Below are 23797 nucleotides of genomic sequence, written 5' to 3' on the forward strand. Positions count from 1 at the left end.
GCGTGCGGCCGAGAGGGCAGGTCGTTGCGCGGCGGGCTCGGTCGACACCCGCTCCTTGGCCGGCAGCGAGTGGGCGCGCTAGCGACACGGGTGTCGTGAGATGAGCACAACGACTCACCAGACTACCCGCGAGGCAGGCCGCCGGTCAAAGCGGCCGGGCGCTCCCGGACGCACGTCTCGCAGCGCGTCGAGCGGGCCTCGTGGACGCAGCCGGAGCAGTACAGGCGCAGGCTCCGGCAGCTCGGGTCGGCGCAGTTCTCGTACTTCGCCGTCGGCGCCCCGCACGCCGTGCACGCGCCGAGCGGCGTCGACCCCGGGCCGAGCTCGACGTGCATGCGCTCGTCGAACACGTAGAGCGACCCCTCCCACAGTCCCTGCGAGCCGAACACCTCGCCATAGCGCACGACGCCGCCGTCGAGCTGGTAGACCTCCTCGAACCCGCGGGCGCGCAGCAGCGCCGACAGCACCTCGCACCGCACGCCCCCCGTGCAGTACGTGACGACGGGCCGGCCCTTGAGGTCGTCGTAGCGGCCCGAGTCGATCTCGGCGACGAAGTCCCGCGTGGTCGCGACGTCGGGCACGACGGCCCCGCGGAAGCGACCGATCGCCGCCTCGAACGCGTTGCGGCCGTCGAGCATCACGACGTCGTCGCCGCGCTCCTCGACGAGGTCGTGCAGGGCCTGCGGGCTCAGCCGCTCCCCGCCGCCGACGACGCCGTGCTCGTCGACCCGGACCTCGTCCGGCACCCCGAACGCGACGAGCTCGGGGCGCACCTTGACGGACAGGCGCGGGAAGTCGCGGCCCGTGCCGTCGGACCACTTCACGTCGACGCCCTCGAAGCCCGGGTACCGGCGCGTGGTCTTCACGTACTGCTTGAGGTCCTCGACCGTCCCGCCGAGGGTCGCGTTGATCCCGTGCTCCGACACGATCACGCGACCCGTGAGGTGCCACCGCTCCCCCAGCGCCTGCTGCCAGAGCTGCACGGCACGCGGGTCCGGCAACGGCGTGAAGGCGTAGAAGAGCACGATCTTGTGGACGGCCATGCCCACCAGGATAGGGACGGCCAGGGCGTGCCTCCCTCCGCGCCGCCCTCCCTGTCGACGCCCACCTCAGACCTCGCAGCGGGATCGGCGAGCGGCCGCCGACGAGCGGGCGACGACCCTCGCTGCACATCACAGCCCGGGGTTCGCCCGGCGTCGGCGCGCCGTGACGAGGGACCCTCCGAGGAGCACGAGGAGCAGCGCACCCGTGAGGACGGCGGCGACATCGGCTCCGGTGGCCGGCAGACCCGGCTGCCCTGTCGCCGCCGCGGCCGCTGCCACGGGCGGGACCTTGTGCGTCGTGCTGCACGAGACGCACCCGCCCCCCGGGCCCGGCGTCGCGACGTTGGTGACCGTCACGTCGTGGGCGCTCGGCGAGAGCCTGACCTGGTAGGAGATCTCGGACGTCGCTCCCGCGGGCCCGAGGTCCGGCACGGTCCAGGTGAGGGTCGTCCCGGAGAGCGTGGTCCCCAGAGGCTGCGAGAGCAGGCTCCCGTGCTGCAGGACCTGGGACAGGTCGTCGGTCACGACGGCCCCGCTGACCACGGCGTCGGTCGTGCTCGTCACGGTCAGCGTGTAGGTGATGACGCTGCCCGCCGGGACCGTCGTGCCCGTCGTCGGGTCGCTCGTCTTCGCGAGCGTCCACGCGGGCGTGAGATGGGACGTCGTGCGGCAGGCCTCCGCCGGGTCCACGACCGCGAGCGCGTCAGGCGCGGCCGCCACGGCCGCCGCCGCGTCGGCCGCGAGCGTGGTCGCCTCCCGGGTGGACCCCCCTGGTGCCGCCTCAGGCTCGACGGGCGGTTCCGGCTCGACGCAGGGCTCGGCGCCCGGTGCCGTGACCACGTTGGTCAGGGCGACCCCGTACGCGCCGTCGTCGACGCGCACCTGGTACGTGATGGTCTCGGTGCCGACCAGGTCCCCGACGGTCCAGACGAGCGTGGTCCCCGTGAGCACGACACCGCCCGTCGACGGCTCGACGGTGCCCTCGACCAAGGTCGCGTTGCTCAGTACCTCCGCAAGGTCGTCCGTGATGACGACGTCCGGGTCGAACCCCTCGCCGACCGTCGCCACAGTCACGGTGTACGTGATCACGTCGCCCGGCAGGACCGTCGCGCCGCTGCCCGGTTCGCTCGACTTGACGACGGTGAACGGCGCCGGGACGTCGTCGTTCACGACGGTGCAGACGACCGTCTGCCCGACGTCGACCTGGACCGTCCCGTCGGAGACAGCCACGGGCGTGGCGGTCCCGCCGTCGACGCCGGGGACCTCGCACGTCCAGTCGGACGCCTCGTACCCGGCCGGGCCGCCCGTCTCGGAGAGCGCGTAGGCGCCGACCTCGACGTCCGCTCCCGTGACCGCAGGGTCACCGCTCACGCCGCTGAGCGGCGTGGGCCCGTCGGCCTCGAGCGTCCAGTCGGTGGGCTCCGCGGATCCGCCGTCGTCGTTGACGACCTCCTTGACCAGGGTCAGCGACGGCTGCCGGGCCGTGTTGAGGATCGTGCACGTCACGTCCGCCCCGAGCGGGACGGTGACGGTCGATCCTTCCAGCGTCCCCCCGGTGCAGGTCCACGGGTCGGCCGTATAACCTTCCGGGCCTTCCTCGGAGAGCACGTAGTCGCCGATCGCGACGGGGGCCGAGGTCACGGCCTCCGAGCCCGACGCACCCGAGACGACCGTCGGGCCGGCCGCGGTCAGCGTCCAGTCGGACGGCTCGTACGTCCCACCGGTCGTCCCGTTGTCGACGTCCTTGACGAGCGTCAGGGTCGACTGCTGCGCGCGGTTGACGATCGTGCACGTCACGTCCGCCCCCGGCTCGATCGACACGGCGGCGCCGGTGACCGTCGCCCCGGTACAGCTCCAGGCCCCCGCCGTGTAGCCCGCGATCACGGACTCCGCGAGGTCGTACGTCCCGGCGAAGACCTCGACCTGGGCGATACCACCCGCGCTCGTCGGGTCGCCGTTGCCGGAGACCTCACCCTGACCGACGATGCCGTCCGGTGAGGCGGTGAGCGTCCAGCTCGCGGGGACCTCGGTGGCTCTGGTCGTCCCGGCCTCGACCTCCTTGACGAGCGTCAACCGGGCCGGCGTGTCCGCGTTGGTGAACGTGCACGTCGCCGTGTCCAGCGCCTGGAGGGTGATCGTCGTCCCGTCGAGCGGTCCACCCGAGTCGGTGACGCAGCTGGTGTCCTGCTGCACATAGCCCACAGGTGCCCCCGACTCCGTGATCTCGTACGCCACGCCGGGCCGCACGTTGATCGTGGTGCCGGCCGTGGAGCCCGTGACGGTCTGCGGCTGGAGTCCGGCAGGGAAGGTCCCGGTGGGCGTCGCCGTGATGCTCCAGTCCTCCGGCTCGGCCGTCCCGCCGTAGGAGTTCTCGACGACCTTGCGAAGCTCGAGCGTCGCGGTCTGGTTGACGGCGGTGCATCGGATCCAGCGCCCGAAAGGCACGTTGACGCCACCGTTGAGGCCGTCGGAGAAGCCCGGGATGACCGTGGTGCCGTCCGCGGCGAGCTCGACGCACGACCAGCTCGTCGTCGAACCGGGGATCGGGACCGCGTTGGGCTCGGTCGACTGGGCGTAGTTGGGATCACCGCCGGACTCGTTCAGGGGGTAGACCACACCCGGCGTGACCTCCGCGGTCGCCTCCGGCGACCCGGTGACACCACTGGGGCCGGGGAGCGCCCCCGAGGGGGCGACCGCGTCGAGCGTCCAGTCCGTGGGCGCCGGGTCGTCGTCCCCGTCCCCGCCCTCCACGAGCTTGGCGAGCGTGAGGCGGCTGGTGCAGGTGACGGTGTTGGTGACCGTGGCGGTGTTGCTCCCGGTCACGAGGGTGGGTGAGTACGGCAGCGGCTCCGAGATATCGGTGCCGTTGAATTCGGTCACCGCGGTCGAGTCGAGCGTGCACTGGGTGAGGATCACCGTCGTCTGCTCGCCGATCCTGGGGGTCTGGCCCGTCTGGAGACCGGTGCGCGGCACGCCCCACCCCTGGGGGGTCCCGGCGATCGACGCCGACGCGGAGAGCCCCTGCGGCTGGTCGCCGTCCGCGTAGGTCTGACCGTTGACGACCCATTCCTTGCTGAGCGTCAGCGAGGCGACGGGGTTCGGCGCCCGGTTGTAGACCGTGCACGTCACGGCGGCTGTCGGGTCGACGGGGACCGTGAACCCTGCCTCCCCGCTGTTCGTCACCGCGATGGGGTCGCCGGTCGCGATGTTCGTGCAGACCGCGTTGTCGCCGTCCACCGGTTGGAGGGTGTAGCCGCCCTGCGGTGTCTCGGTGATGCCGAGCACGCCCGAGGAGGTCGACGAGGGATACGAGAGGTCGAAGTTCGCGGCGCCCGTATCGGAATCCGTGGTCGCGGTCGTCGGCGGGACGATGCTGACGTCCCCGTCCTGCACCTCCGCGGTGAGCTGCCACCCGCCTGCCGGCTCGGCACCCTCGATCGACCCTGCCGGTGCGCTCGAGGGGATCACCTGCTTGATGACCGAGACCGACCCCTCGCAGCTGCCCAGGGCGAGATCGCGCAGCTGGTTCCCCGCTTCCTGGTAGTCGTCGGTCTGGTAGTAGTCCGTCCCCGCGAGCTCTCCGGAGATGGCCCGCAGGTTGAGGCCGCTGCCGGCGTTCTCGATCCCGTCCCCGACACCGAAGGCCACCAGGTGGGTCCCCTTGGCCTTCACCGCGTTGGCGCTGAAGACGCCGTTCTCGACCTCGCGCAGGCGCGTGAAGTTCCCCGGACCCTCCTGGTTGCCGTAGAAGGTCGGGTTGCCGTCGGTCAGGACGACCGCGACGTCGTACGTGTTGGCGTCGGCCGCCACCTGATAGATCCCCCGGTCCCAGTTGGTGCCGCCGCCCGCGGTGTAGGAGTTGATCCGGTTCTTCACGCCTTGGGCGCTCGTGGCGGTCGACACCGGCGTGAGCGCAAGGTTCGGGTTGCCCGTCGCCGGCGCGAGAGAGCTGAACGTGAAGAGTCCGACGTTCGAAGGTGTGCCGGTCAGCGAATCCACCAGCTGGTTCGCCGCGGCCTTGAGCTGCGAGAGATTACCGGCGACGGAGCCGGAGAGGTCGAGCACGAGAGCCACGTCGATCCCGCACTGTGCGGGGAAGATCGGGTTGACACGAGAGCTCTGCCAGATGCCGCCCGAGGCCGCGCTGTTCGTGTTGCCCGTGCCGAGCATGAACGACCCCTGCGACGTGTAGGTCGTACCGGCCCGGAGCTGGGTCCCGGTCCGGAAGTCGTACGGCGTGATGGTCCCGCCGACGCTCCCGGTCCCGAGCTCCGGGTTCTGGTACCAGTCTGTCGGCGCTCCGTCCTGGACCACCCAGAACCGGCGGTCGCGGTTCGCCCCGCCCAGCTGCGTGCTCGGCACGACGAACGAGCAGTCGCCGTCGGCGTCGGACACGCACGTCGCCCATGCGTCGGCGACCGGGGTCGTAGGCGCGCTGCCGCCGTCGTAGAGCCGGAGGGTGACCCCGGCCAACGGCCCGATCGCGACCAGACTGGTGCGGTCGTCGCCCACCTTGACCGTGATGACCGCGTTGTTGCCGGTCGCCGGAGGAACCAGGAACGGTGTGCTGCCGGGATCCTCGGCCTCGACCGGCGTCTCGGATGAGGTGGCCTCCGGGGTGGGAGCCTCCTGCACCTCGGCCCCGCCCGGCGCGTCCGTCGTCCCGGCCGGGCCGGGCTCCGTCGGCGGCGTGACTGGTTCGCCGCCGGGCGCCGGGCTGTCCGTGGCGGGCGGCTGACCACCGGGGTCCGGGTCCGGGTCCGCAGGGTCTGCGGGTTCGGTCGGTGCCTGGGTCCACTCCGGTGCGGGGGTCGGGTCCGTCGCAGCGCTCGCGCTGCTCGACTCCGCCGCGGGTGCCGGGTCCGCCCCCGCAGGGGCCACCGCTCCGATCACGATCAGGGAAGCGACGGCCAGCGAGGCCGTGAGCCCCGACACCGTGTGCCGCTTCCTGGAGCTGGTCGAGTTCACGGTACGTACCTGTCGCATTGCTTCCCCCTGCGGCCGGACTGTCGTCTCCCACGAGCCAACTTCGCTCGCGCTTACCACACCGCCGATGGCGCGGCCTGCATTCAGAGTGACACCGCGTGTCGCGTCTGGCGACCTCTGGGGCGCGGCTCCGTGGTCGCACGGCGGGGACGTCGCGGAGCGCGATCGTGAATCGTGGTCGGGATTCGTCGGCCGGGGAGCGGTCGGGGCCGACCTGCTGACGCTCCAGTTCTCTGGGGTCGTCGCGTCCGTGCCTAGCGTGCCCGACGGACGCGCTCGACGTCCCAGACCGGCTCCGGCGCCTCGACGACCTCACCGTCCTCGCGGAACACGAGGAACCGGTCGAAGCCGCGGGCGAACCACCGGTCGTGCGTCACCGCGAGCACGGTGCCCTGGAAGGCCGCGAGCCCCGCCTCGAGCGCCTCCGCCGAGTGCAGGTCGAGGTTGTCCGTCGGCTCGTCGAGCAGGAGGAGCGTCGCGCCGTCGAGCTCGAGGAGCAGGACCTGGAAGCGCGCCTGCTGGCCACCGGAGAGCGTCTCGAAGCGCTGCTCGGCCTGGCCCACGAGCTCGTACCGGTCGAGCGCCCGGCTCGCGCCCTCGCGCCCCATGCCCGCCCGGTGCCCCTCGCCGCGGTGGAGGATCTCCAGCAGCGTGCGCCCGCGCAGCTCCGGGTGGTCGTGGTTCTGCGCGAACCACCCCGGCCGCACCCGCGACCCGAGCACGGCCCGGCCCGTGTGCGCCACGGGAGCGGGCGCCGCCGGGCCGCCGGCCACGTCGTCGGGCACGGTGCCCGGCTCGGGGTCGCTCCCGCCCGCGGCGAGGAGGCGCAGGAAGTGCGACTTCCCGGAGCCGTTCGAGCCGAGCACCGCGACGCGCTCGCCGAAGAACACCTCGACGTCGAACGGCTTCATGAGCCCCGTGAGCTCGAGCCGCTCGCACGTCACCGCGCGCTTGGCCGTCCGCCCGCCCGTGAGCCGCACGGTCACGTTCTGGTCGCGCGCGACCACCTCGGGACGCCCCGCCTCCTCGAACTTGCGCAGGCGCGTGCGCGCGGCCTGGTACCGGCTCGCGAGGCCGTCGTTGAACGCGGCCTTCGTCTTGAGCGTCCGCACGAGCTCCTGGAGCTTGGCGTGCTCCTCGTCCCAGCGGCGCGCGAGCTCGGCGAGCCGGTCGCGCCGGTCCGCACGGGCCTGGGCGTACGTCGCGAAGCCGCCGCCGTGCACCCACACCGTGCCGCCGCCCGGCGTCGGCTCGAGCGTCGCGACCTGGGTCGCGGTGCGCGACAGCAGCTCGCGGTCGTGGGACACGAAGAGGACCGTCTTGGACGACGCGACGAGCCGCTCCTCGAGCCAGCGCTTCGTCGGCACGTCGAGGTGGTTGTCCGGCTCGTCGAGCAGCAGGACCTCCTCCGGCCCGCGGAGCAGCGCCGTGAGCGCGAGCCGCTTCTGCTCGCCCCCGGACAGCGACCGCACGTCGCGCCACTGCGCCTTCTCGAACGGGACCGACAGCACCTCGTCGGTCACCTCGTCCCAGCCGGCCTCGGCGTCGTAGCCGCCCACGTCCGCCCAGTCCACGAGGGCCTGTGCGTAGCGGAGCTGGGCGGGCTCGTCGTCGACCGTCATGATGTCGTGCTCGGCGGCCGCGAGCTCGAGCGCCGCCTGGCGGACGGCGGTCGGCGCGAGCCCGACGAGCAGGTCGCGCACCGTGCGGTCGTCGTCGATGCGGCCCACGTCCTGGCGCATGACCCCGAGCCCGCCGCTGCGCACGACGGCGCCCCCGTGCGGTGCGACCTCGCCGGTGACGATGCGCAGCAGCGTCGACTTCCCGACGCCGTTGGGCCCCACGAGCGCGACGCGCGCGCCGTCCGCGACCCGCAGGTCGACGCCGTCGAGCAGGGTGCGCCCGTCGGGCAGGTGATACGTGACGTCGCTGAGGTCGAGGTGTCCCACCCCGTCATGGTCCCCGACGTCGGCCGCGCGGTCACGCGCTTTGCGCGCGCCCGCCCGGAGGGCTCAGCGCCGGCCGCCCCCGAGGAGACCGCCCAGCCCGCCCAGGAGGTCCCCGAGACCGCCCCCGGAGCCCGAGCCGCCGCCCAGCAGCCCGCCGAGGACGTCGCCCAGGCCGCCCCCGCCGGTCTGCGGAGCGCCCGACCGCTCGCCCGCGCCCTCCCCCGCCGCGGTGCCGGTGCCGGTCGGGGCGCCGCCCGACGACCCGGCGCCGCCGAGCTGCTTCGCGAGGAAGGCCAGCGCGATCGGCGCGAGCGCGGGCAGCACCTTCGCGAGCAGGTCCTTGCCGGTGCCCGTCGAGTCGGCGAGCTGCGCGACGACCGCCTGCTCGTTCTGCCCGAACACGTGCCCGACGATCTTGCGGCCGTCGTCCGTGTCGACGTCGTCGAGGTCGACCCCGCCCTCGACGAGCGCGGGGTCGTGCTGCGCGACGGCCTCGCCGAGCGACGCCGCGCCCGCCGGGTCCTGGGCGTTCGCGCGCAGCCCGCCCAGCAGCGCGGGCAGCGCCGCGTCGACCGCGCGCTGCGCCGTCGCCTCGTCGACGCCGAGCCGACCGGCGAGCTGGTCGAGCGGGACGGTGGACAGGATGTCGTCGATGCCGGCCATGGGGTCGTCCTCCGGTTCGGGGGTGTTCCAGGGGTTGCGCGCCGGGGGGCGCGGTGCGGCCCCACCGTAGTCCCGGCGCGACGTCCTCGCAGGCACGAGCCTCCGGGGCTGCGTCCGTCCCCGCGAGGTGCCAGGGTGGAACGCATGAGCGAAGACACCACCGCCACGAGCCCCGACCCGGAGACGGGCGCCGAGGGCGACACCGACCAGCTCCAGCCCGAGGAGACGCTCCTCGACCGCGGCGTGGACGACGTGCTCGACGAGGGCTACTCCCCGCCCGAGCGCCCTCGCTCGAACCACTTCGGCGAGACGCCGTGGGAAGAGGTGCACGGCGAGACGCTCGACCAGCGCCTGGCCGAGGAGGAGCCGGAGGAGTGGGAGCGCGACCCGTCCGAGCGCCCCGACGAGACCCGCGCGGGCCGCCTCGTCGCGGACCCCGACGCCCTCGACGGGCGCCAGAACGACACGTACGCCGACGACGAGGGGATCTCCGGGGGCGCCGCCGGCGCCGAGGAGGCCGCCATCCACGTCGTCGAGGAGCCTTGAGGTCGAGCAGCCCTGAGTTCGGGAGCACCGAGGACGAGCGCCCGCCCGCAGCCGGCTCAGGCCGGCCCGCGGGGCGGCGCGTCCTCCCAGACGTCCTCCTCGTTCCGCACGGCGCGGATGCGGTCGGCCCGCGCCGCGAGCTCGGCGTCGGGCGGGTAGGTGACCTCCTCCAGCACGAGCCCGTGCGCGGGCACCACGCCCGCCCCCGCGTCCCGGCGCCGGCTCGCGAGGAGCTCGGCGGGCCAGCCCACGCCGCGCCGCCCCTCCCCGACGGCGAGCGACGCGCCGACGAGCGCGCGCACCATGTTGTGGCAGAACGCGTCCGCGCGGACGTGCGCCACGACGAGACCCGCGTCGGGCCCGTCCGTCGGGCGCGACCACGACAGGTGCTGCAGCTCCCGGATCGTCGTCGCGCCGGGTCGTGGCTTGCAGAACGCGGCGAAGTCCCGCACCCCGAGCAGCGGCCGCACGGCCGCGTCCATCGCCGCGACGTCGAGCGGCCGCCGGTTCCACAGCACCCACTCCCGGCGCAGCGGGTCGCGCTGCGCCGGGTCGTCCGCCACGCGGTAGGTGTACGCGCGGTGCAGCGCGGAGAAGCGGGCGTCGAACCCGACCGGTGCCCGCGTCGCACGGTGCACGACGACGTCCCCCGGCAGCACGCCGCCCAGCCGCGCGACGAGCGCGTCCCCCGGCGCGCGGTCGGACCGGCCGGGCAGCGCCTCCCACTGCGCGCGCCCGAGGTCGACGTGGGCGACCTGGCCCCGCGCGTGCACGCCCGCGTCCGTGCGACCCGCGACCGTGAGCCGTGGAGCCGCGCCCCGCAGGATCGTCGCGAGCCCCTCCTCGATCGTCCCCTGCACCGTGCGCAGCGTCGGCTGCCGGGCCCAGCCGGCGAACGCCGTCCCCTGGTAGGCGAGGTCCAGGCGCACGCGCACGACGTCGTCCGGCCCGTCGGGGCGCGGGGGGTCGGGGGCCGGCGGGGCGGAGGGCGGGACGGCGGTCACGGGAGATCACCGTAGTCGCCCGCCCGTGCGCCGCGCGCGCCACCGTGCCTACGCTGCCGCCCATGACCGGCGACCCGCACGACGTCCGCACGCTCGCCGTCGACTGCGGCGGGGGCGGGATCAAGGCGAACGTGCTCGACGCGTCGGGCACCGCGCACGCCGCGGCCGTGCGCGTCCCCACGCCCTACCCCCTCCCGCCCGACCTCCTCGTCGAGACGGTCGCGGGCATCGCGGCCACGCTGCCTCCCGCGGACCGGGTCACGGTGGGCATGCCCGGGATGATCCGGCGCGGCGTCGTCGTGCACACGCCCCACTACGTGACGCGCAGCGGGCCGCGGTCGCGCGTGGACCCCGCGCTCGTCGAGGCGTGGACGAGCTTCGACGTCCGCGCCGCCGTCGAGCACCGGCTCGGCGTCCCGGCGCTCGTGCTCAACGACGCCGAGGTGCACGGCGCGGGCGTCGTCGCGGCGTCCGGGCTGGAGCTCGTGCTGACGCTGGGGACGGGGCTCGGCTCCGCGCTGTTCCACGGGGGCCGGCTCGCCCCGCACCTCGAGTGGTCGCGGGCACCCGTGCGTCGCGGCACCACGTACGACGAGTACGTCGGCGAGCCCGAGCGTCGTCGCCTCGGCGACGGGCTCTGGTCGCGGCGGGTCCTCGCGGTCGTCGAGGGCCTGCGGCCCGTGTTCTGGTGGGACCGCCTCTACCTGGGCGGGGGCAACTCGCGGCGGATCACGCCGAGCGTCCTCGACCGGCTCGGCGACGACGTCGTCGTGGTACCGAACTCCGCGGCGCTCGTCGGGGGCGCTCGCGCATGGGACCTCCCGCCCGCCTGACCCCTCAGCCACCTTCTCAGCGACGGGCCGTGCGGCGCTGGGGCGCCCCTTCGGCGGGGCGGGGACCCGGCGCGGCTCCCGCGGTGCGGAGTCCCGCCACGGGCTCGGAGGAGCCCGGCGCGGCGTCCGCTCCCCCGTCCCCGGGCGACGCGCCCGCGGCCAGCGTCCGGTGGGCGTCGAGCAGGACGCGGTTGAACGCCACCGGGGCGTCCAGGCTCACCAGGTGCCGCGCTCCCGGGACGACGACGAGCCGGGCCGAGGCCCCGCCCGCGCGCGCCGCGGCGAGGAACCCGCGCTCCCCGAGCCGGAAGTGGTCCCAGCGGCCGTTGACGAGCCAGACCGGCGAGTCCGCCGCCGCGAGAGCGCGGACCGGGTCGACCGCCCCCACCTCGCGCAGGATCGCGCTCATGACGTCGAGGGCGAACCCGCCCGCCGCGAGGTCGGCGCCGGCCTGGGGCGCCATCGCCCGGTCGACGAGCGCCTGGTTCAGCCCGGCGCCCCCGTCCGGGAGCCGCTCGATGCCGCGCGCGAGGACGAGCCAGCCGCCGCGCAGACGCGTCGACGGCGGCGTCGAGCACGCGGCGGCGACCAGCCCCACGACGCGCTCCGGGTGGCGCGCGCGCGTCTCGATCGCGACGTAGCCCCCGAGGGACAGCCCGACGACGAGCGCGCGTCCGCCGACCTCGTCGATCCCGGCCGCGACCGCCTCGACCGCGCCGTCGAGCGTGAACGCCTCGCCGCGCCGAACGCCGTGGCCCGGCAGGTCCACCGCGACGGCCTGCACCCCGGCGCGGCGCAGCGCCGCGAGCTGGTCGCGCCACATCGAGCGCGACGTGCGCGAGCCGTGCACGAGGACGACGGGCGGCCACGCCCCGGTCCCGGGAGACGCGTCGACGAAGGTCACGTCTCGACGGTAGGTCCTCCTCCACGCGAGATCGACCCGGAGGTCGCGCCGTCGACCTCCCGAGGGTCGATCTCCACCCTTCGGGCCGATCTCGGCGTTCACCGGGCGGCCCCGCCGTGCCCGACGGCGCCCCGTCCTCCGAACGCGGCAGGGCCCGGGACCGTGCGGTCCCGGGCCCTGCGCGACGAACCCCTGGCGGGCTCGGCGGGGAGAGGAGGCTCAGGCCTCCTTCTTCTCCTCCGCGGCGTCCTCGACGGGCGCGTCCTGGACGTCCTCGACGGGAGCGTCCTCGACGGCGGCGTCCTCGACGGGCGCGTCCTCGACCTTGTCGGCCTTCTTGGACGGCTTGTCGGCCTTCTTCTTGCTCGCCTTCTCGGCAGCCTTCTCCGCCTCGCGGACGACGGCCTGCTTCGGGCTGACGGGCTCGGTCACGAGCTCGATCACCGCGAGGGGCGCGTTGTCGCCCTTGCGCGTGCCGACCTTCGTGATGCGCGTGTAGCCACCCTCACGCTCCGCCATCTGCGGGGCGATCTCGGTGAACAGCGTGTGCACCACGGACTTGTCGCGGACGACGCGCAGGACGCGACGGCGCGCGTGCAGGTCGCCGCGCTTGGCGAACGTGATGAGGCGCTCGGCCACCGGGCGCAGGCGCTTCGCCTTGGTCTCGGTGGTCGTGATGCGGCCGTGCTCGAAGAGCTGGGTGGACAGGTTCGCGAGCATCAGGCGCTCGTGAGCCGGTCCGCTGCCGAGCCGGGGGCCCTTGGCGGGGGTAGGCATGGGATGTGCTCCTTGGGAAGTGATCGCGCCGCAGGTGCGGACCCGGACGCGCTGAGGTGTCTAGAGCCGCAGGCTCAGTACTGCTGCTCGGTGTCCGAGAACGTCGCCTCGTCGTCGTCGCCCTCGTAGTACGCGGCGGCCGACGGGTCGAAGTCGAGCGGCGAGTCCTTGAGGGACAGGCCGAGCTCGGCGAGCTTCTCCTTCACCTCGTTGATGGACTTCGCACCGAAGTTGCGGATGTCCAGCAGGTCCGCCTCGCTGCGTGCGACGAGCTCGCCCACCTGGTGGATGCCCTCGCGCTTGAGGCAGTTGTACGAGCGGATCGTGAGGTTGAGCTCCTCGATCGGCAGCGCCAGGTCCGCGGCCAGGGCCGCGTCCGTCGGCGACGGACCGATCTCGATGCCCTCGGCCTCGACGTTGAGCTCGCGGGCGAGGCCGAAGAGCTCCACCAGCGTCTTGCCGGCCGACGCGAGCGCGTCGCGCGGCGAGATCGCCGGCTTCGTCTCGACGTCCACGACCAGCTTGTCGAAGTCCGTGCGCTGCTCGACACGCGTCGCCTCGACCTTGTAGGTCACCTTGAGGACCGGCGAGTAGATCGAGTCGACCGGGATCCGGCCGATCTCGGCGTCGAACGACTTGTTCTGCGAGGCCGAGACGTAGCCACGGCCGCGCTCGACGGTCAGCTCGATCTCGAGCTTGCCCTTGTCGTTGAGCGTGGCGATGTGCAGCTCGGGGTTGTGGACCTCCACACCCGCGGGCGGGACGATGTCCGCCGCGGTGACCGCACCAGCACCCTGCTTGCGCAGGTACATCACGACGGGCTCGTCGTTCTCCGAGGAGACGACGAGGTTCTTGATGTTGAGGATGACCTCGGTCACGTCCTCCTTCACACCCGGCACGGTGGTGAACTCGTGGAGCACACCGTCGATGCGGATGGAGGTGACCGCCGCGCCCGGGATGGACGACAGCAGCGTGCGACGCAGCGAGTTGCCGAGCGTGTAGCCGAAGCCGGGCTCCAGCGGCTCGATGGAGAAGCGCGAACGGTTCTCCGAGATGACCTCTTCGGTCAAGGTGGGGCGCTGTGCGATCAGCACTGGTGGTTTCCTTTCGGTGAGCGTCCGCCATATGACGCTGCACGGTTCAAGGCGAGGTGCGTGCCTGCGGCACGCGGCCCCGGCCGGGACTCTGTCCACCCGGCCGGGAAGGGTGCGTCGACCCCGTCAGGAGGCGGCTGCCCCGTGACGGGCGCCGTCGACGGGCTCGGCCGGTCGAAGACCGGGCGGCCCGTCGACGGCACGCCGACGACGAGGGTCAGACGCGACGGCGCTTGGGCGGCCGGCACCCGTTGTGCGCCTGCGGCGTCACGTCCTGGATCGAGCCGACCTCGAGGCCGGCCGACTGCAGCGAGCGGATCGCCGTCTCACGACCCGAGCCCGGGCCCTTGACGAAGACGTCGACCTTCTTCATGCCGTGCTCCTGCGCCTTGCGGGCAGCGGCCTCGGCCGCGAGGCCGGCGGCGAAGGGGGTCGACTTGCGGGAGCCCTTGAAGCCGACGTCGCCGCCGGAGGCCCACGCGATCACGGCGCCCGACGGGTCCGTGATCGACACGATCGTGTTGTTGAACGTGCTCTTGATGTGCGCCTGGCCGGCGGGGACGTTCTTCTTGTCCTTGCGACGAGGCTTGCGCCCAGCGGCGGCGCGAGTCTTGGGAGGCATGTCCTTCTTCTCTCCTGGTCTGAGGTGGTCTGACCGCGGGGATCTCCACCCGGCACGGCACGGACCATGAGGTCCGGGTCAGTGCGCGAGCAGGGCCCGCCCTGCGGACTGGCTCAGCGGGCCTTCTTCTTGCCGGCCACGGTGCGCTTCGGTCCCTTGCGCGTACGCGCGTTGGTCTTCGTGCGCTGGCCGCGCACGGGCAGGCCGCGGCGGTGACGCAGGCCCTGGTAGGTGCCGATCTCGACCTTGCGGCGGATGTCGGCGGCCACCTCACGACGGAGGTCACCCTCGAGCTTGTAGTTGCCCTCGAGGTAGTCGCGGAGCGCGACGAGCTCGGCGTCGCCGAGGTCCTTGACGCGGGCGTCCGGGCTGATGCCGGTAGCGGCCAGCGTCTGCTGGGCGCGGGTACGGCCGACGCCGTAGATGTAGGTGAGCGCGACCTCGAGCCGCTTGTCGCGGGGGAGGTCGACGCCGATGAGACGTGCCATGTGCCTTTCGGCTCCTCGTGCTTCGTCGGAGGTCTGTCGCACCGCCCTCCCACGGGGAGCTCCGTGGGCCCCGGCCTCCGAGCCGGGGGTTCCCCTGCCTGTGGCGTTCTCCTCCCGGACTCGCGTCCGGGGTGCCGAGCAGGTTCGTGGTGGTGCGCTGGTGGCCGGCCGTCGTCGTGACGGGCGGCCTGGTGATCGCGGTCCCGGAGGACCGTCACCCGTGGCGCAGGTGAGGGCTCAGCCCTGGCGCTGCTTGTGCCGCAGGTTCTCGCAGATCACCATGACGCGACCGTGCCGGCGGATCACCTTGCACTTGTCGCAGATCTTCTTGACGCTGGGCTTGACCTTCATCTTCGTTCCCTCAGTGGTGCCCCGCTCCGGGCGCGACCGACGAGCGGCCCCGGTGGTCCCGGGTGCGAGGCGGGTGAGTGGGTGGACGCGTGACGACTACTTGTAGCGGTAGACGATGCGGCCGCGGGACAGGTCGTACGGGCTCAGCTCGACCACGACCCGGTCCTCGGGGAGGATCCGGATGTAGTGCTGGCGCATCTTGCCCGAGATGTGCGCGAGAACCTTGTGCCCGTTGGCCAGCTCCACGCGGAACATCGCGTTCGGCAGGGCCTCGACCACGCTGCCCTCGATCTCGATGACACCGTCCTTCTTTGCCATGTCCTCCGCTAACTCTCGTCTGAACTGCTAGGACTCCCGCGCACGCCCGACCCGAGGGTCGTCCGATCGTGGGAGGTGCGTGGAGCCGCGTGCGGGGGTCGGTCGCCCGGGTCCCGAGGGACGGGGGCCGGATGAACGACGTGCACGGACTACACCCGACGGACCATCCTACGGCATCCGGCAAGAGACGGGAAACCGTGGCGGGGACGAACGCGGTGCGACGCGTCACTCCCCCGTCGCATGACGGGTGCCGTCGGGCGCTGCCGGACGGGAGCGAGCCGGGCCGCGACGGGCCGGTGCGCGGTCAGGCCGCGAGCGGTGCGACGCGGACGCCGAGCTCCGCGAGCTCCGCGGCGCCGCCGTCGGGCGCGGTGAGCACCCAGATGCCCTCGTCGAGGATCGCGACGCTGTGCTCCCAGTGCGCGGCGCGCGTGCCGTCGTCCGTCACGACCGTCCAGTCGTCCTCGCACACCTCGGTGAACCGCTCGCCCCGCGTGAGCATCGGCTCGATCGCGAGGCACATGCCCGGGCGCAGCCGCGGGCCCTTGTCACGCGTGCGGTAGTTCGGGACGTCCGGGGGCTGGTGCATCGCCGACCCGATCCCGTGGCCGACGTAGTCCTCGACGATGCCGTAGGTCACGCCGTCCGACTCCCCCGAGGCGCGCACCGAGTCCTCGATGGCGGCCCCGACGTCGCACAGCCGCTCGCTCGTCGCGAGGGCGGCGATGCCCGCCCACATGGCGCGACGCGTCGCCTCGACCAGCGCCTCGTCGTGCGGGTCGCCCTCGCCGAGGACGAACGAGACCGCCGAGTCGCCGTGCCAGCCGTCGACGACGGCCCCGCAGTCGACGGAGACGACGTCCCCCGGGCGCAGCTCGCGCGGGCCCGGGATGCCGTGGACGACCTCGTCGTTGACCGACACGCACAGCGAGGCCGGGTACCCCTCGTACCCGAGGAACGACGGCGTCGCCCCGGCGTCGGCGATGACCGCCGCGGCGAGCGCGTCGAGGTCCGCCGTCGTCATGCCCGGGCGGACGGCGTCGCGCACCGTCCCGAGCGCACGCGCCACCACGAGGCCGGCGCTGCGCATCGACCGGACCTGGTCGTGCGTCTTGTACTCGATGCGCTCGCGACCGAACACCCTGCTGCTCCTCAGTACCGACGGACGGACGGACGCGCGCTCAGCCGACGAGCGCAGTCAGCGCCGACACGATGCGGCCGGTGACCTCGTCGATGTCGCCGATGCCGTCGACGCGGACCAGCAGACCGCGGTCGGCGTAGGCGGAGGTGAGCGGCGCCGTCTGCTCGGCGTAGATGTCGAGGCGGCGCGCGATGGCCTCCTCCGTGTCGTCCTCTCGACCCTCGATCTCCGCGCGCTTCGCGAGGCGGCCGAGCAGCTCGTCGCGGTCCGCCGTGAGCTCCACGACGCCGTCGAGCGCGACCCCCAGGTCGGCGAGGATCGCGTCGAGCTCGACGACCTGGGCCGCGTTGCGCGGGTAGCCGTCGAGGATGAACCCCTGCGCGGCGTCGTCCTGCGCGAGACGGTCGCGGACCATCGCGTTCGTCACCGAGTCGGGGACGAGGTCGCCCTTCGCGGTGTACTCCTGCGCGAGGCGACCGAGCTCCGTGCCGCCCTTGATGTTCGCCCGGAAGATGTCGCCGGTCGAGATCGCCGGGACGGACAGCCGCTCGGCGAGCCGGGCGGCCTGCGTCCCCTTGCCCGCTCCCTGCGGGCCCATGATGACGAGGCGCGCGGGGCGCGGTGCGGACTGGCCGTCGGTGGCGTTGCTCAACGGAGGAACCCTTCGTAGTGGCGCTGCTGCAGCTGGGAGTTGATCTGCTTGACCGTCTCCAGGCCGACGCCGACGACGATGATGATCGAGGAGCCACCGAACGGGATGTTCGTGCTCACGCCGAGCCCGATGAGGACCAGCGTCGGCAGCAGTGCGACGAGCGCGAGGTAGATGGCACCCGCGGAGGTGATGCGGGTGATGACGTAGTCGAGGTACTCGGCGGTGGGCCGGCCGGCGCGGATGCCCGGGATGAAGCCGCCGTACTTCTTCATGTTGTCCGCGACCTCGTCCGGGTTGAACGTGATCGACGTGTAGAAGAAGCAGAAGAACAGGATCATCAGCACGTACAGCAGGATGTGCAGCGGCGCGGCCGGGTCGGCCAGGTTCGTGCTGATCCAGATCACCCAGTCGGCGCTCTGGTCGCCGAACTGCGCGATGAGGCCCGGGACCGCGAGCAGCGAGGCCGCGAAGATCACCGGGATGACGCCCGCCATGTTGATCTTGATCGGGATGTAGGTGCTCGAGCCGCCGTACATGCGGCGCCCGACCATGCGCTTGGCGTACTGCACCGGCACCCGGCGCTGCGACTGCTCGACGAACACGACCAGCCCGATGACGAGCACGATGACCGCGATCATGATGATGAAGTTCGTCGCGCCGTTCGCGCCGCCGGCGATCGACCACAGGGCGGTCGGGAAGCTCGCGGCGATCGACGTGAAGATGAGCAGCGACATGCCGTTGCCGACGCCGCGCTCCGTGATGAGCTCGCCGAGCCACATGATGAGGCCGGTGCCCGCGGTCATGGTGATCACCATGAGGGCCATCGTGACGAAGCTGGCGTCCGGGATGACGTCGACGGAGCAGCCCTGGAAGAGCAGGCCGTTGCGCGCCGTCGTGATGACGGTCGTCGACTGGAGGATGGCGAGCGCGATCGTCAGGTAGCGCGTGTACTGCGTCAGCTTCGACTGGCCCGACTGGCCCTCCTTGTGGAGCGCCTCGAAGCGAGGGATCACGACGCGCAGCAGCTGGACGATGATGCTCGCGGTGATGTACGGCATGATGCCGAGCGCGAAGATCGACAGCTGGAGCAGCGCGCCGCCGCTGAAGAGGTTGACCAGGCTGAGCAGGTCGTTGCCGTCGGCGGTCTCCGCGATGCACTGCTGCACGTTGGGGTAGTCCACGCCGGGCGTGGGGATGAACGACCCCACCCGGAAGATCGCCATGATCGCGATCGTGAACAGCAGCTTGCGCCGCAGGTCGGGCGTCCGGAAAGCCCGGGCGAATGCGCTGAGCACCTATCCTCCTGGCCCGCCGAGGCGGGATGTCGTGTCGCCGGGAGGCCCGGCGAGGTGTGACGCACGGCACGGGCGCCAAGAGGCACCCTAGCCGTAGCGCCGCGTCGAACGGCAAGTCGGTCCCGATCACCGGACGGGCCGGCCGTGGACCTGGGAGTGACGGCGGTCACCCCCGGGGTGCGGGGAGACAGCCGTCGGAGAGTCTAGACCGTGGTGCGCTGCCGGACGGACCACGGGTCGTGCAGGGAGACGGCCCCAGACGCGGACAGGGCCGACGGCGCGTACGCGCCACCGGCCCTGTCCAGGGGTGTCAGTCCTCCGAGACCGAACCGCCGGCCGCGAGGATCTTCTCGCGCGCCGCGCCCGAGAGGGCGTCGACCGCGACCTCGAGCTTGACGGTGATCTCACCCGTGCCGAGCACCTTGACGAGCTGGCCCTTGCGGACCGCGCCCTTCGCGACGAGGTCCTCGACGGTGACCTGGCCACCCTCGGGGTACAGCGCCGCGAGCTTGTCCAGGTTCACGACCTGGTACTCGGTGCGGAACGGGTTCTTGAAGCCGCGCAGCTTCGGGAGGCGCATGTGCAGAGGCATCTGCCCACCCTCGAAGCGCTCGGGAACCTGGTAACGAGCCTTCGTACCCTTGGTACCGCGGCCCGCCGTCTTACCCTTCGACGCCTCACCACGACCCACGCGGGTCTTGGCCTTCTTGGCGCCGGGAGCCGGACGCAGGTGGTGGACCTTGAGCGTGCCGCCGGCACCCTCGGTCTGCGCGGGGGTCTGCTCGGCCTTCGCCGGAGCCGACGCCTTCGCAGCGGTCTTCTTCTTCGGAGCCTCGGCGGTCTCCTTGGTGGCCTTCTCAGCCATGGTCACTCGACCTCCTCAACGGTGACGAGGTGCGCCACCGTCGCGACCATGCCGCGGATCTCCGGGCGGTCCTCCTTCACGGCGGTGTCGCCGATCCGCTTGAGGCCCAGAGTGCGCAGCGTGTCGCGCTGGTTCTGCTTGCCGCCGATGGCGGACTTCGTCTGGGTCACCTTGAGCCTGGCCATCAGGCGTTCACCCCCGCAGCACGGGCACGCAGGAGCGCGGCCGGGGCCACGTCCTCGAGCGGGAGACCACGGCGCGCGGCGACAGCCTCAGGCTGCTCCAGGTTGCGCAGTGCCTCGACGGTCGCGTGCACGATGTTGATCGCGTTGGACGAGCCGAGCGACTTGCTCAGCACGTCGTGGATGCCCGCGCACTCCAGCACGGCGCGCACCGGACCACCGGCGATCACACCGGTACCCGGAGCGGCCGGACGGAGGAACACGACGCCGGCGGCGGCCTCACCCTGGATGGGGTGCGGGATGGTGCCCTGGATGCGCGGGACCTTGAAGAAGTTCTTCTTGGCCTCCTCGACACCCTTGGCGATCGCCGCGGGCACCTCCTTCGCCTTGCCGTAGCCGACGCCGACGGTGCCGTCGCCGTCGCCCACCACGACCAGCGCGGTGAAGCTGAAGCGGCGGCCGCCCTTGACGACCTTGGAGACGCGGTTGATGGTGACGACGCGCTCGACGAAGGCGTTCTTCTCGGCTGCGTCGCCACGGCGACCGTCGCGACGGTCACCGCGACGGTCGTCGCGGCGCCCCCCGCGCGCGTTCTGGTCGCTCGACTCGTTGGCGGCACCCGTGGGGGCGCCGGTGTTGCTGCGCTGCCCTGCAGCCATCAGAGAATCCTTTGCTTCCGTGTGGGGATGGTCGGCGTCGTCACAGGGACAGACCGCCCTCGCGAGCGCCGTCGGCGACCGCAGCGACCCGACCGTGGTACTTGTTGCCACCACGGTCGAAGACGACGGAGTCGACGCCCTTGGCCTTCGCACGCTCGGCGACGAGCTCGCCGACCTTGCGGGCCTTGGCGCTCTTGTCGCCGTCGAGCGCACGCAGGTCCGCCTCGAGCGACGAGGCCGACGCGAGCGTCTGACCGATCGTGTCGTCCACGACCTGAGCCGTGATGTGACGCGTGGAACGCGTCACCACGAGGCGCGGACGACCGGCGGTCCCCTTGATCTTCTTGCGCAGGCGCAGGTGCCGGCGCTGACGCGCGACGGCCTTGCCCTTGCCGAGAACCTTCAGAGCCATCGTTACTTACCAGCCTTTCCAGCCTTGCGGCGGACGACCTCGCCGGCGTAACGCACACCCTTGCCCTTGTACGGCTCGGGCTTGCGGATCTTGCGGATGTTCGCTGCGATCTCGCCGACCTGCTGCTTGTCGATGCCGGAGACCGAGAACTTCGTCGGGCTCTCGACCGCGAACGTGATGCCCGCGGGCGGCGTCACGACGACCGGGTGGCTGAAGCCGAGGGCGAACTCGAGGTCCGAGCCCTTGGCCGTCACGCGGTAGCCGGTGCCGACGATCTCGAGCTTCTTCTCGTAGCCCTGCGTCACGCCCTGGACGAGGTTCGCCAGGAGGGTGCGGGTCAGGCCGTGCAGCGCGCGGGACTCGCGCTCGTCGTTCGGGCGCGACACCACGAGGGTGCCGTCCTCCTGAGCGACCTGGATGGGGGCGGGCACGTGGTGCTCGAGCGAGCCCTTGGGGCCCTTCACGGTCACGAGCGCGCCGCTGATGGTGACGTCCACTCCGGCGGGAACCGGAACGGGGATCTTGCCGATTCGAGACATGGCGTATCTCCTTTCCGGGTTACCAGACGTAGGCGAGGACTTCGCCGCCCACGCCCTTCGTGGCGGCCTGCTTGTCGGTGAGCAGGCCGGAGGACGTGGACAGGATCGCCACGCCCAGGCCGCCGAGAACCTTCGGCAGCTCGGTGGACTTGACGTACTTGCGCAGGCCGGGCTTCGACACGCGGCGCACGCCGGCGAGGCTGCGCTCACGGTTCGGGCCGAACTTGAGCTGGATGGTGAGGTTCTTGCCCACCGTCGCGTCCTCGACGCTCCAGCCGGAGATGTAGCCCTCGGCCTGGAGGATCTCGGCAATGTGCGACTTCAGCTTCGAGTACGGCATGGTCACCGTCTCGTGGTAAGCCGAGTTCGCGTTCCGCAGACGCGTCAGCATGTCTGCGATCGGGTCGGTCATCGTCATCGGGCTCTAGCCCTTCCTCGACGTGGTATCCGGGCGGGGCGCGTCGAGCGACGCGCTCCGCCAGGACCTACGACGTAGTTGTTACCAGCTGCTCTTGGTGACGCCCGGAAGCTCACCACGGTGGGCCATCTCGCGCACGCAGATGCGGCACAGGCCGAACTTGCGGTACACCGAGTGCGGGCGACCGCACTTCTGGCACCGGGTGTAGGCGCGGACCGCGAACTTCGGCTTGGCGGCCGCCTTGTTGATCAGGGCCTTCTTCGCCATGTCAGTTCTCCTTGAAGGGGAAGCCGAGACGGCGCAGCAGGGAGCGGCCCTCGTCATCGGTCGTCGCCGTGGTCACGATCGTGATGTCCATACCGCGGACACGGTCGATCTTGTCCTGGTCGATCTCGTGGAACATCGACTGCTCCGTGAGACCGAACGTGTAGTTGCCGTGCCCGTCGAACTGCTTGGGCGACAGGCCGCGGAAGTCGCGGATGCGCGGCAGGGCGATCGACAGCAGGCGGTCCAGGAACTCCCACATGCGGTCGCCGCGCAGCGTGACGTGCGCGCCGATCGGCATGCCCTCGCGCAGCTTGAACTGCGCGATGGACTTGCGGGCCTTGGTCACCTGCGGCTTCTGGCCGGTGATCGCGGACAGGTCGCGGATGGCGCCCTCGATGAGCTTCGAGTCCTTGGCGGCGTCACCGACACCCATGTTCACGACGATCTTCGTGACGCGGGCGACCTGGTTGACGTTCTCGTGCCCGAACTCCTCGCGCAGACCGGCGACGATCTCCTCGCGGTAGCGCTGCTTCAGGCGGGGCACCTCGGGGGCGACGATCTCGGTGCTCATCAGATGTCCTTCCCGGAGCGCTTGGCGACACGCACGCGCACGGTGCGCTTGCGGCCGTCACGCTCGACCTCTTCGGTGCGGTACCCGACGCGGGTGCCCTTCTTGGTCTCCGGGTCGACGACCATCACGTTGCTGATGTGGATCGGGGCCTCGACGGTCTCGATCCCACCGGTCCGCGTGCCGCGCTGCGACTGGCCGACCTTGGTGTGCTTGGTGACGCGCTGGACACCCTCGACGATGACGCGGTCACGGTCGGTGAGCACCTCGAGGACGCGCCCCTGCTTGCCCTTGTCCTTGCCCGCGATGACGACGACGAGGTCGCCCTTCTTGATCTTGGCCATGGTCAGAGCACCTCCGGAGCCAGCGAGATGATCTTCATGAACCGCTTGTCGCGCAGCTCGCGCCCGACCGGGCCGAAGATGCGCGTGCCGCGCGGCTCGCCGTCGTTCTTGAGGATCACGGCGGCGTTCTCGTCGAACTTGATGTAGGAACCGTCCGGACGACGGCGCTCCTTGGCGGTACGGACGACGACGGCCTTGACCACGTCGCCCTTCTTCACGTTGCCGCCCGGGATCGCGTCCTTGACGGTTGCGACGATGACGTCGCCGATTCCGGCGTAGCGACGGCCCGAGCCACCGAGAACACGGATGCAGAGAATCTCCTTGGCACCCGTGTTGTCGGCGACACGAAGTCGCGACTCCTGCTGGATCATGTAATGAACTCCTGTCGTCGAGCCGGTTCTCGCCGAGGGCGAGCCTTGCCGAACGGATAGCTGTCAGTGCCGGGTCCCTCGCGGGTGAACCGGCCAGGAGCGGGGCGGAGGACCCGCCCGTCCTGTCCTCACTGGTTGCCGCACCGCGGTGCGGCACGAGAGCGGTCGTGACGAGCGAGCCGGGGCCCGCCCGTCACGACCGGTGGATCACTTGGCCTTCTCGAGGATCTCCGCGAGGCGCCACCGCTTGGTCGCGGACAGCGGGCGGGTCTCCATGATGAGCACCAGGTCGCCCACGCCGGCAGAGTTCTGCTCGTCGTGCGCCTTGACCTTGCTCGTGCGGCGGATGACCTTGCCGTAGAGCGGGTGCTTGACCCGGTCCTCGACCTCGACCACCACGGTCTTGTCCATCTTGTCGCTCACGACGTAGCCGCGGCGCGTCTTGCGGTGCGCGCGCTCCTCGGCTGCCTCGGGCGCGTTCGTTGCGTTCTCGCTCATTCCAGCCT

Annotated in this window: 28 protein-coding genes; 2 read left to right on the forward strand and 26 right to left on the reverse strand. The window is 72.0% G+C overall.

Annotation, left to right across the window (positions count from 1 at the left end; all coding sequences use genetic code 11):
- Window positions 1–122: 122 nt before the first annotated feature.
- From trhO to ACZ4MO_RS05105, 4 genes are all read right to left on the reverse strand, one after another.
- Entirely contained in the window at window positions 123–1043 is a 921-nt protein-coding gene (gene trhO / locus ACZ4MO_RS05090; protein WP_499278624.1) for an oxygen-dependent tRNA uridine(34) hydroxylase TrhO, read from the reverse strand.
- Window positions 1044–1172: 129 nt separating this feature from the next.
- Complete coding sequence (locus ACZ4MO_RS05095; RefSeq protein WP_186810342.1) at window positions 1173–6011, reverse strand: DUF7927 domain-containing protein; 4839 nt, start codon at window positions 6009–6011, stop codon at window positions 1173–1175.
- Between the two features lie 272 nt (window positions 6012–6283).
- Complete coding sequence (locus tag ACZ4MO_RS05100; RefSeq protein WP_175007847.1) at window positions 6284–7978, reverse strand: ATP-binding cassette domain-containing protein; 1695 nt, start codon at window positions 7976–7978, stop codon at window positions 6284–6286.
- 63 nt (window positions 7979–8041) lie between these two features.
- Window positions 8042–8641: a DUF937 domain-containing protein gene (locus ACZ4MO_RS05105; protein ID WP_175007846.1), complete on the reverse strand. Its 600-nt coding sequence runs from the start codon at window positions 8639–8641 to the stop codon at window positions 8042–8044.
- 144 nt (window positions 8642–8785) lie between these two features.
- Between ACZ4MO_RS05105 and ACZ4MO_RS05110 the strand changes: the two genes are divergently transcribed.
- Window positions 8786–9187, forward strand: coding sequence for a DUF5709 domain-containing protein (locus tag ACZ4MO_RS05110; RefSeq protein WP_175007845.1), 402 nt, complete (start codon window positions 8786–8788; stop codon window positions 9185–9187).
- 56 nt (window positions 9188–9243) lie between these two features.
- On the opposite strand, the gene truA is transcribed toward ACZ4MO_RS05110, so the two are convergent.
- Window positions 9244–10191: a tRNA pseudouridine(38-40) synthase TruA gene (gene truA / locus ACZ4MO_RS05115; protein ID WP_175007844.1), complete on the reverse strand. Its 948-nt coding sequence runs from the start codon at window positions 10189–10191 to the stop codon at window positions 9244–9246.
- Window positions 10192–10253: 62 nt separating this feature from the next.
- Here truA and ACZ4MO_RS05120 point away from each other — a divergent pair, with 62 nt between their 5' ends.
- Window positions 10254–11024, forward strand: coding sequence for an ROK family protein (locus tag ACZ4MO_RS05120; RefSeq protein WP_108050515.1), 771 nt, complete (start codon window positions 10254–10256; stop codon window positions 11022–11024).
- A gap of 16 nt (window positions 11025–11040) precedes the next feature.
- On the opposite strand, the gene ACZ4MO_RS05125 is transcribed toward ACZ4MO_RS05120, so the two are convergent.
- The 21 genes from ACZ4MO_RS05125 to rpsQ form a co-directional block, all read right to left on the reverse strand.
- The gene (locus tag ACZ4MO_RS05125; RefSeq protein ID WP_255436996.1) at window positions 11041–11928 is read right to left on the reverse strand and encodes an alpha/beta fold hydrolase; all 888 of its coding nucleotides are present in this window, start codon (window positions 11926–11928) and stop codon (window positions 11041–11043) included.
- Window positions 11929–12147: 219 nt separating this feature from the next.
- A complete protein-coding gene (rplQ, locus tag ACZ4MO_RS05130) occupies window positions 12148–12705 on the reverse strand; it encodes a 50S ribosomal protein L17 (RefSeq protein WP_175007843.1) in 558 nt (185 codons plus the stop codon).
- Window positions 12706–12779: 74 nt separating this feature from the next.
- Window positions 12780–13799, reverse strand: coding sequence for a DNA-directed RNA polymerase subunit alpha (locus ACZ4MO_RS05135; protein WP_074808900.1), 1020 nt, complete (start codon window positions 13797–13799; stop codon window positions 12780–12782).
- 217 nt (window positions 13800–14016) lie between these two features.
- Window positions 14017–14421: a 30S ribosomal protein S11 gene (gene rpsK / locus ACZ4MO_RS05140; RefSeq protein WP_021479759.1), complete on the reverse strand. Its 405-nt coding sequence runs from the start codon at window positions 14419–14421 to the stop codon at window positions 14017–14019.
- 113 nt (window positions 14422–14534) lie between these two features.
- Window positions 14535–14909 carry a 30S ribosomal protein S13 gene (gene rpsM, locus ACZ4MO_RS05145; RefSeq protein ID WP_021479758.1) on the reverse strand — a complete coding sequence of 125 codons (375 nt, stop codon included), beginning with the start codon at window positions 14907–14909 and terminating at the stop codon, window positions 14535–14537.
- A 237-nt stretch (window positions 14910–15146) separates the two neighbouring features.
- Window positions 15147–15260 carry a 50S ribosomal protein L36 gene (rpmJ, locus tag ACZ4MO_RS05150; protein WP_009740505.1) on the reverse strand — a complete coding sequence of 38 codons (114 nt, stop codon included), beginning with the start codon at window positions 15258–15260 and terminating at the stop codon, window positions 15147–15149.
- 96 nt (window positions 15261–15356) lie between these two features.
- Window positions 15357–15578, reverse strand: a complete 222-nt coding sequence (gene infA, locus ACZ4MO_RS05155; protein WP_012867920.1) for a translation initiation factor IF-1 — start codon at window positions 15576–15578, stop codon at window positions 15357–15359.
- 304 nt (window positions 15579–15882) lie between these two features.
- Complete coding sequence (gene map, locus ACZ4MO_RS05160) at window positions 15883–16719, reverse strand: type I methionyl aminopeptidase (RefSeq protein ID WP_074808899.1); 837 nt, start codon at window positions 16717–16719, stop codon at window positions 15883–15885.
- A 40-nt stretch (window positions 16720–16759) separates the two neighbouring features.
- Window positions 16760–17317 (reverse strand): adenylate kinase, encoded by a 558-nt coding sequence (locus ACZ4MO_RS05165; protein WP_175008180.1) that lies wholly within the window; start codon window positions 17315–17317, stop codon window positions 16760–16762.
- Window positions 17318–17367: 50 nt separating this feature from the next.
- The gene (gene secY / locus ACZ4MO_RS05170; protein ID WP_175007842.1) at window positions 17368–18666 is read right to left on the reverse strand and encodes a preprotein translocase subunit SecY; all 1299 of its coding nucleotides are present in this window, start codon (window positions 18664–18666) and stop codon (window positions 17368–17370) included.
- Between the two features lie 310 nt (window positions 18667–18976).
- A complete protein-coding gene (gene rplO / locus ACZ4MO_RS05175; protein ID WP_074808895.1) occupies window positions 18977–19531 on the reverse strand; it encodes a 50S ribosomal protein L15 in 555 nt (184 codons plus the stop codon).
- A 2-nt stretch (window positions 19532–19533) separates the two neighbouring features.
- On the reverse strand, window positions 19534–19716 hold the full coding sequence (gene rpmD / locus ACZ4MO_RS05180) for a 50S ribosomal protein L30 (protein WP_021480439.1): 183 nt from the start codon (window positions 19714–19716) through the stop codon (window positions 19534–19536).
- Window positions 19716–20372 (reverse strand): 30S ribosomal protein S5, encoded by a 657-nt coding sequence (gene rpsE / locus ACZ4MO_RS05185; RefSeq protein WP_021480438.1) that lies wholly within the window; start codon window positions 20370–20372, stop codon window positions 19716–19718. The genes rpmD and rpsE overlap by 1 nt, the downstream gene beginning before the upstream one ends.
- A 40-nt stretch (window positions 20373–20412) precedes the next feature.
- A complete protein-coding gene (gene rplR / locus ACZ4MO_RS05190) occupies window positions 20413–20784 on the reverse strand; it encodes a 50S ribosomal protein L18 (protein WP_021480437.1) in 372 nt (123 codons plus the stop codon).
- Between the two features lie 2 nt (window positions 20785–20786).
- Window positions 20787–21323 carry a 50S ribosomal protein L6 gene (gene rplF, locus ACZ4MO_RS05195; protein ID WP_021480436.1) on the reverse strand — a complete coding sequence of 179 codons (537 nt, stop codon included), beginning with the start codon at window positions 21321–21323 and terminating at the stop codon, window positions 20787–20789.
- A gap of 19 nt (window positions 21324–21342) precedes the next feature.
- Entirely contained in the window at window positions 21343–21741 is a 399-nt protein-coding gene (rpsH, locus tag ACZ4MO_RS05200; RefSeq protein WP_021480435.1) for a 30S ribosomal protein S8, read from the reverse strand.
- A gap of 81 nt (window positions 21742–21822) precedes the next feature.
- Window positions 21823–22008, reverse strand: coding sequence for a type Z 30S ribosomal protein S14 (locus ACZ4MO_RS05205; protein ID WP_021480434.1), 186 nt, complete (start codon window positions 22006–22008; stop codon window positions 21823–21825).
- Between the two features lies 1 nt (window position 22009).
- On the reverse strand, window positions 22010–22579 hold the full coding sequence (gene rplE, locus ACZ4MO_RS05210) for a 50S ribosomal protein L5 (protein WP_087471317.1): 570 nt from the start codon (window positions 22577–22579) through the stop codon (window positions 22010–22012).
- Window positions 22579–22920 (reverse strand): 50S ribosomal protein L24, encoded by a 342-nt coding sequence (gene rplX / locus ACZ4MO_RS05215; RefSeq protein ID WP_021480432.1) that lies wholly within the window; start codon window positions 22918–22920, stop codon window positions 22579–22581. The genes rplE and rplX overlap by 1 nt, the downstream gene beginning before the upstream one ends.
- 2 nt (window positions 22921–22922) lie before the next feature.
- On the reverse strand, window positions 22923–23291 hold the full coding sequence (gene rplN, locus ACZ4MO_RS05220; RefSeq protein ID WP_021480431.1) for a 50S ribosomal protein L14: 369 nt from the start codon (window positions 23289–23291) through the stop codon (window positions 22923–22925).
- Window positions 23292–23498: 207 nt separating this feature from the next.
- Window positions 23499–23789 (reverse strand): 30S ribosomal protein S17, encoded by a 291-nt coding sequence (rpsQ, locus tag ACZ4MO_RS05225; protein ID WP_021480430.1) that lies wholly within the window; start codon window positions 23787–23789, stop codon window positions 23499–23501.
- Window positions 23790–23797 lie beyond the last annotated feature (8 nt).

The organism is Sphaerisporangium cinnabarinum (assembly GCF_055567015.1).

What these genes read in the sequence shown, in the direction of transcription:
- trhO (WP_499278624.1), bottom strand. Translation starts at nt 1,043, where the DNA reads ATGGCCGTCCACAAGATCGTGCTCTTCTACGCCTTCACGCCGTTGCCG.
- ACZ4MO_RS05105 (WP_175007846.1), bottom strand. Translation starts at nt 8,641, where the DNA reads ATGGCCGGCATCGACGACATCCTGTCCACCGTCCCGCTCGACCAGCTC.
- ACZ4MO_RS05110 (WP_175007845.1), top strand. Translation starts at nt 8,786, where the DNA reads ATGAGCGAAGACACCACCGCCACGAGCCCCGACCCGGAGACGGGCGCC.
- ACZ4MO_RS05120 (WP_108050515.1), top strand. Translation starts at nt 10,254, where the DNA reads ATGACCGGCGACCCGCACGACGTCCGCACGCTCGCCGTCGACTGCGGC.
- rplQ (WP_175007843.1), bottom strand. Translation starts at nt 12,705, where the DNA reads ATGCCTACCCCCGCCAAGGGCCCCCGGCTCGGCAGCGGACCGGCTCAC.
- rpsK (WP_021479759.1), bottom strand. Translation starts at nt 14,421, where the DNA reads ATGCCTCCCAAGACTCGCGCCGCCGCTGGGCGCAAGCCTCGTCGCAAG.
- rpsM (WP_021479758.1), bottom strand. Translation starts at nt 14,909, where the DNA reads ATGGCACGTCTCATCGGCGTCGACCTCCCCCGCGACAAGCGGCTCGAG.
- rpmJ (WP_009740505.1), bottom strand. Translation starts at nt 15,260, where the DNA reads ATGAAGGTCAAGCCCAGCGTCAAGAAGATCTGCGACAAGTGCAAGGTG.
- infA (WP_012867920.1), bottom strand. Translation starts at nt 15,578, where the DNA reads ATGGCAAAGAAGGACGGTGTCATCGAGATCGAGGGCAGCGTGGTCGAG.
- ACZ4MO_RS05165 (WP_175008180.1), bottom strand. Translation starts at nt 17,317, where the DNA reads ATGGGCCCGCAGGGAGCGGGCAAGGGGACGCAGGCCGCCCGGCTCGCC.
- rplO (WP_074808895.1), bottom strand. Translation starts at nt 19,531, where the DNA reads ATGGCTGAGAAGGCCACCAAGGAGACCGCCGAGGCTCCGAAGAAGAAG.
- rpmD (WP_021480439.1), bottom strand. Translation starts at nt 19,716, where the DNA reads ATGGCCAGGCTCAAGGTGACCCAGACGAAGTCCGCCATCGGCGGCAAG.
- rpsE (WP_021480438.1), bottom strand. Translation starts at nt 20,372, where the DNA reads ATGGCTGCAGGGCAGCGCAGCAACACCGGCGCCCCCACGGGTGCCGCC.
- rplR (WP_021480437.1), bottom strand. Translation starts at nt 20,784, where the DNA reads ATGGCTCTGAAGGTTCTCGGCAAGGGCAAGGCCGTCGCGCGTCAGCGC.
- rplF (WP_021480436.1), bottom strand. Translation starts at nt 21,323, where the DNA reads ATGTCTCGAATCGGCAAGATCCCCGTTCCGGTTCCCGCCGGAGTGGAC.
- rpsH (WP_021480435.1), bottom strand. Translation starts at nt 21,741, where the DNA reads ATGACGATGACCGACCCGATCGCAGACATGCTGACGCGTCTGCGGAAC.
- ACZ4MO_RS05205 (WP_021480434.1), bottom strand. Translation starts at nt 22,008, where the DNA reads ATGGCGAAGAAGGCCCTGATCAACAAGGCGGCCGCCAAGCCGAAGTTC.
- rplE (WP_087471317.1), bottom strand. Translation starts at nt 22,579, where the DNA reads ATGAGCACCGAGATCGTCGCCCCCGAGGTGCCCCGCCTGAAGCAGCGC.
- rplX (WP_021480432.1), bottom strand. Translation starts at nt 22,920, where the DNA reads ATGGCCAAGATCAAGAAGGGCGACCTCGTCGTCGTCATCGCGGGCAAG.
- rplN (WP_021480431.1), bottom strand. Translation starts at nt 23,291, where the DNA reads ATGATCCAGCAGGAGTCGCGACTTCGTGTCGCCGACAACACGGGTGCC.
- rpsQ (WP_021480430.1), bottom strand. Translation starts at nt 23,789, where the DNA reads ATGAGCGAGAACGCAACGAACGCGCCCGAGGCAGCCGAGGAGCGCGCG.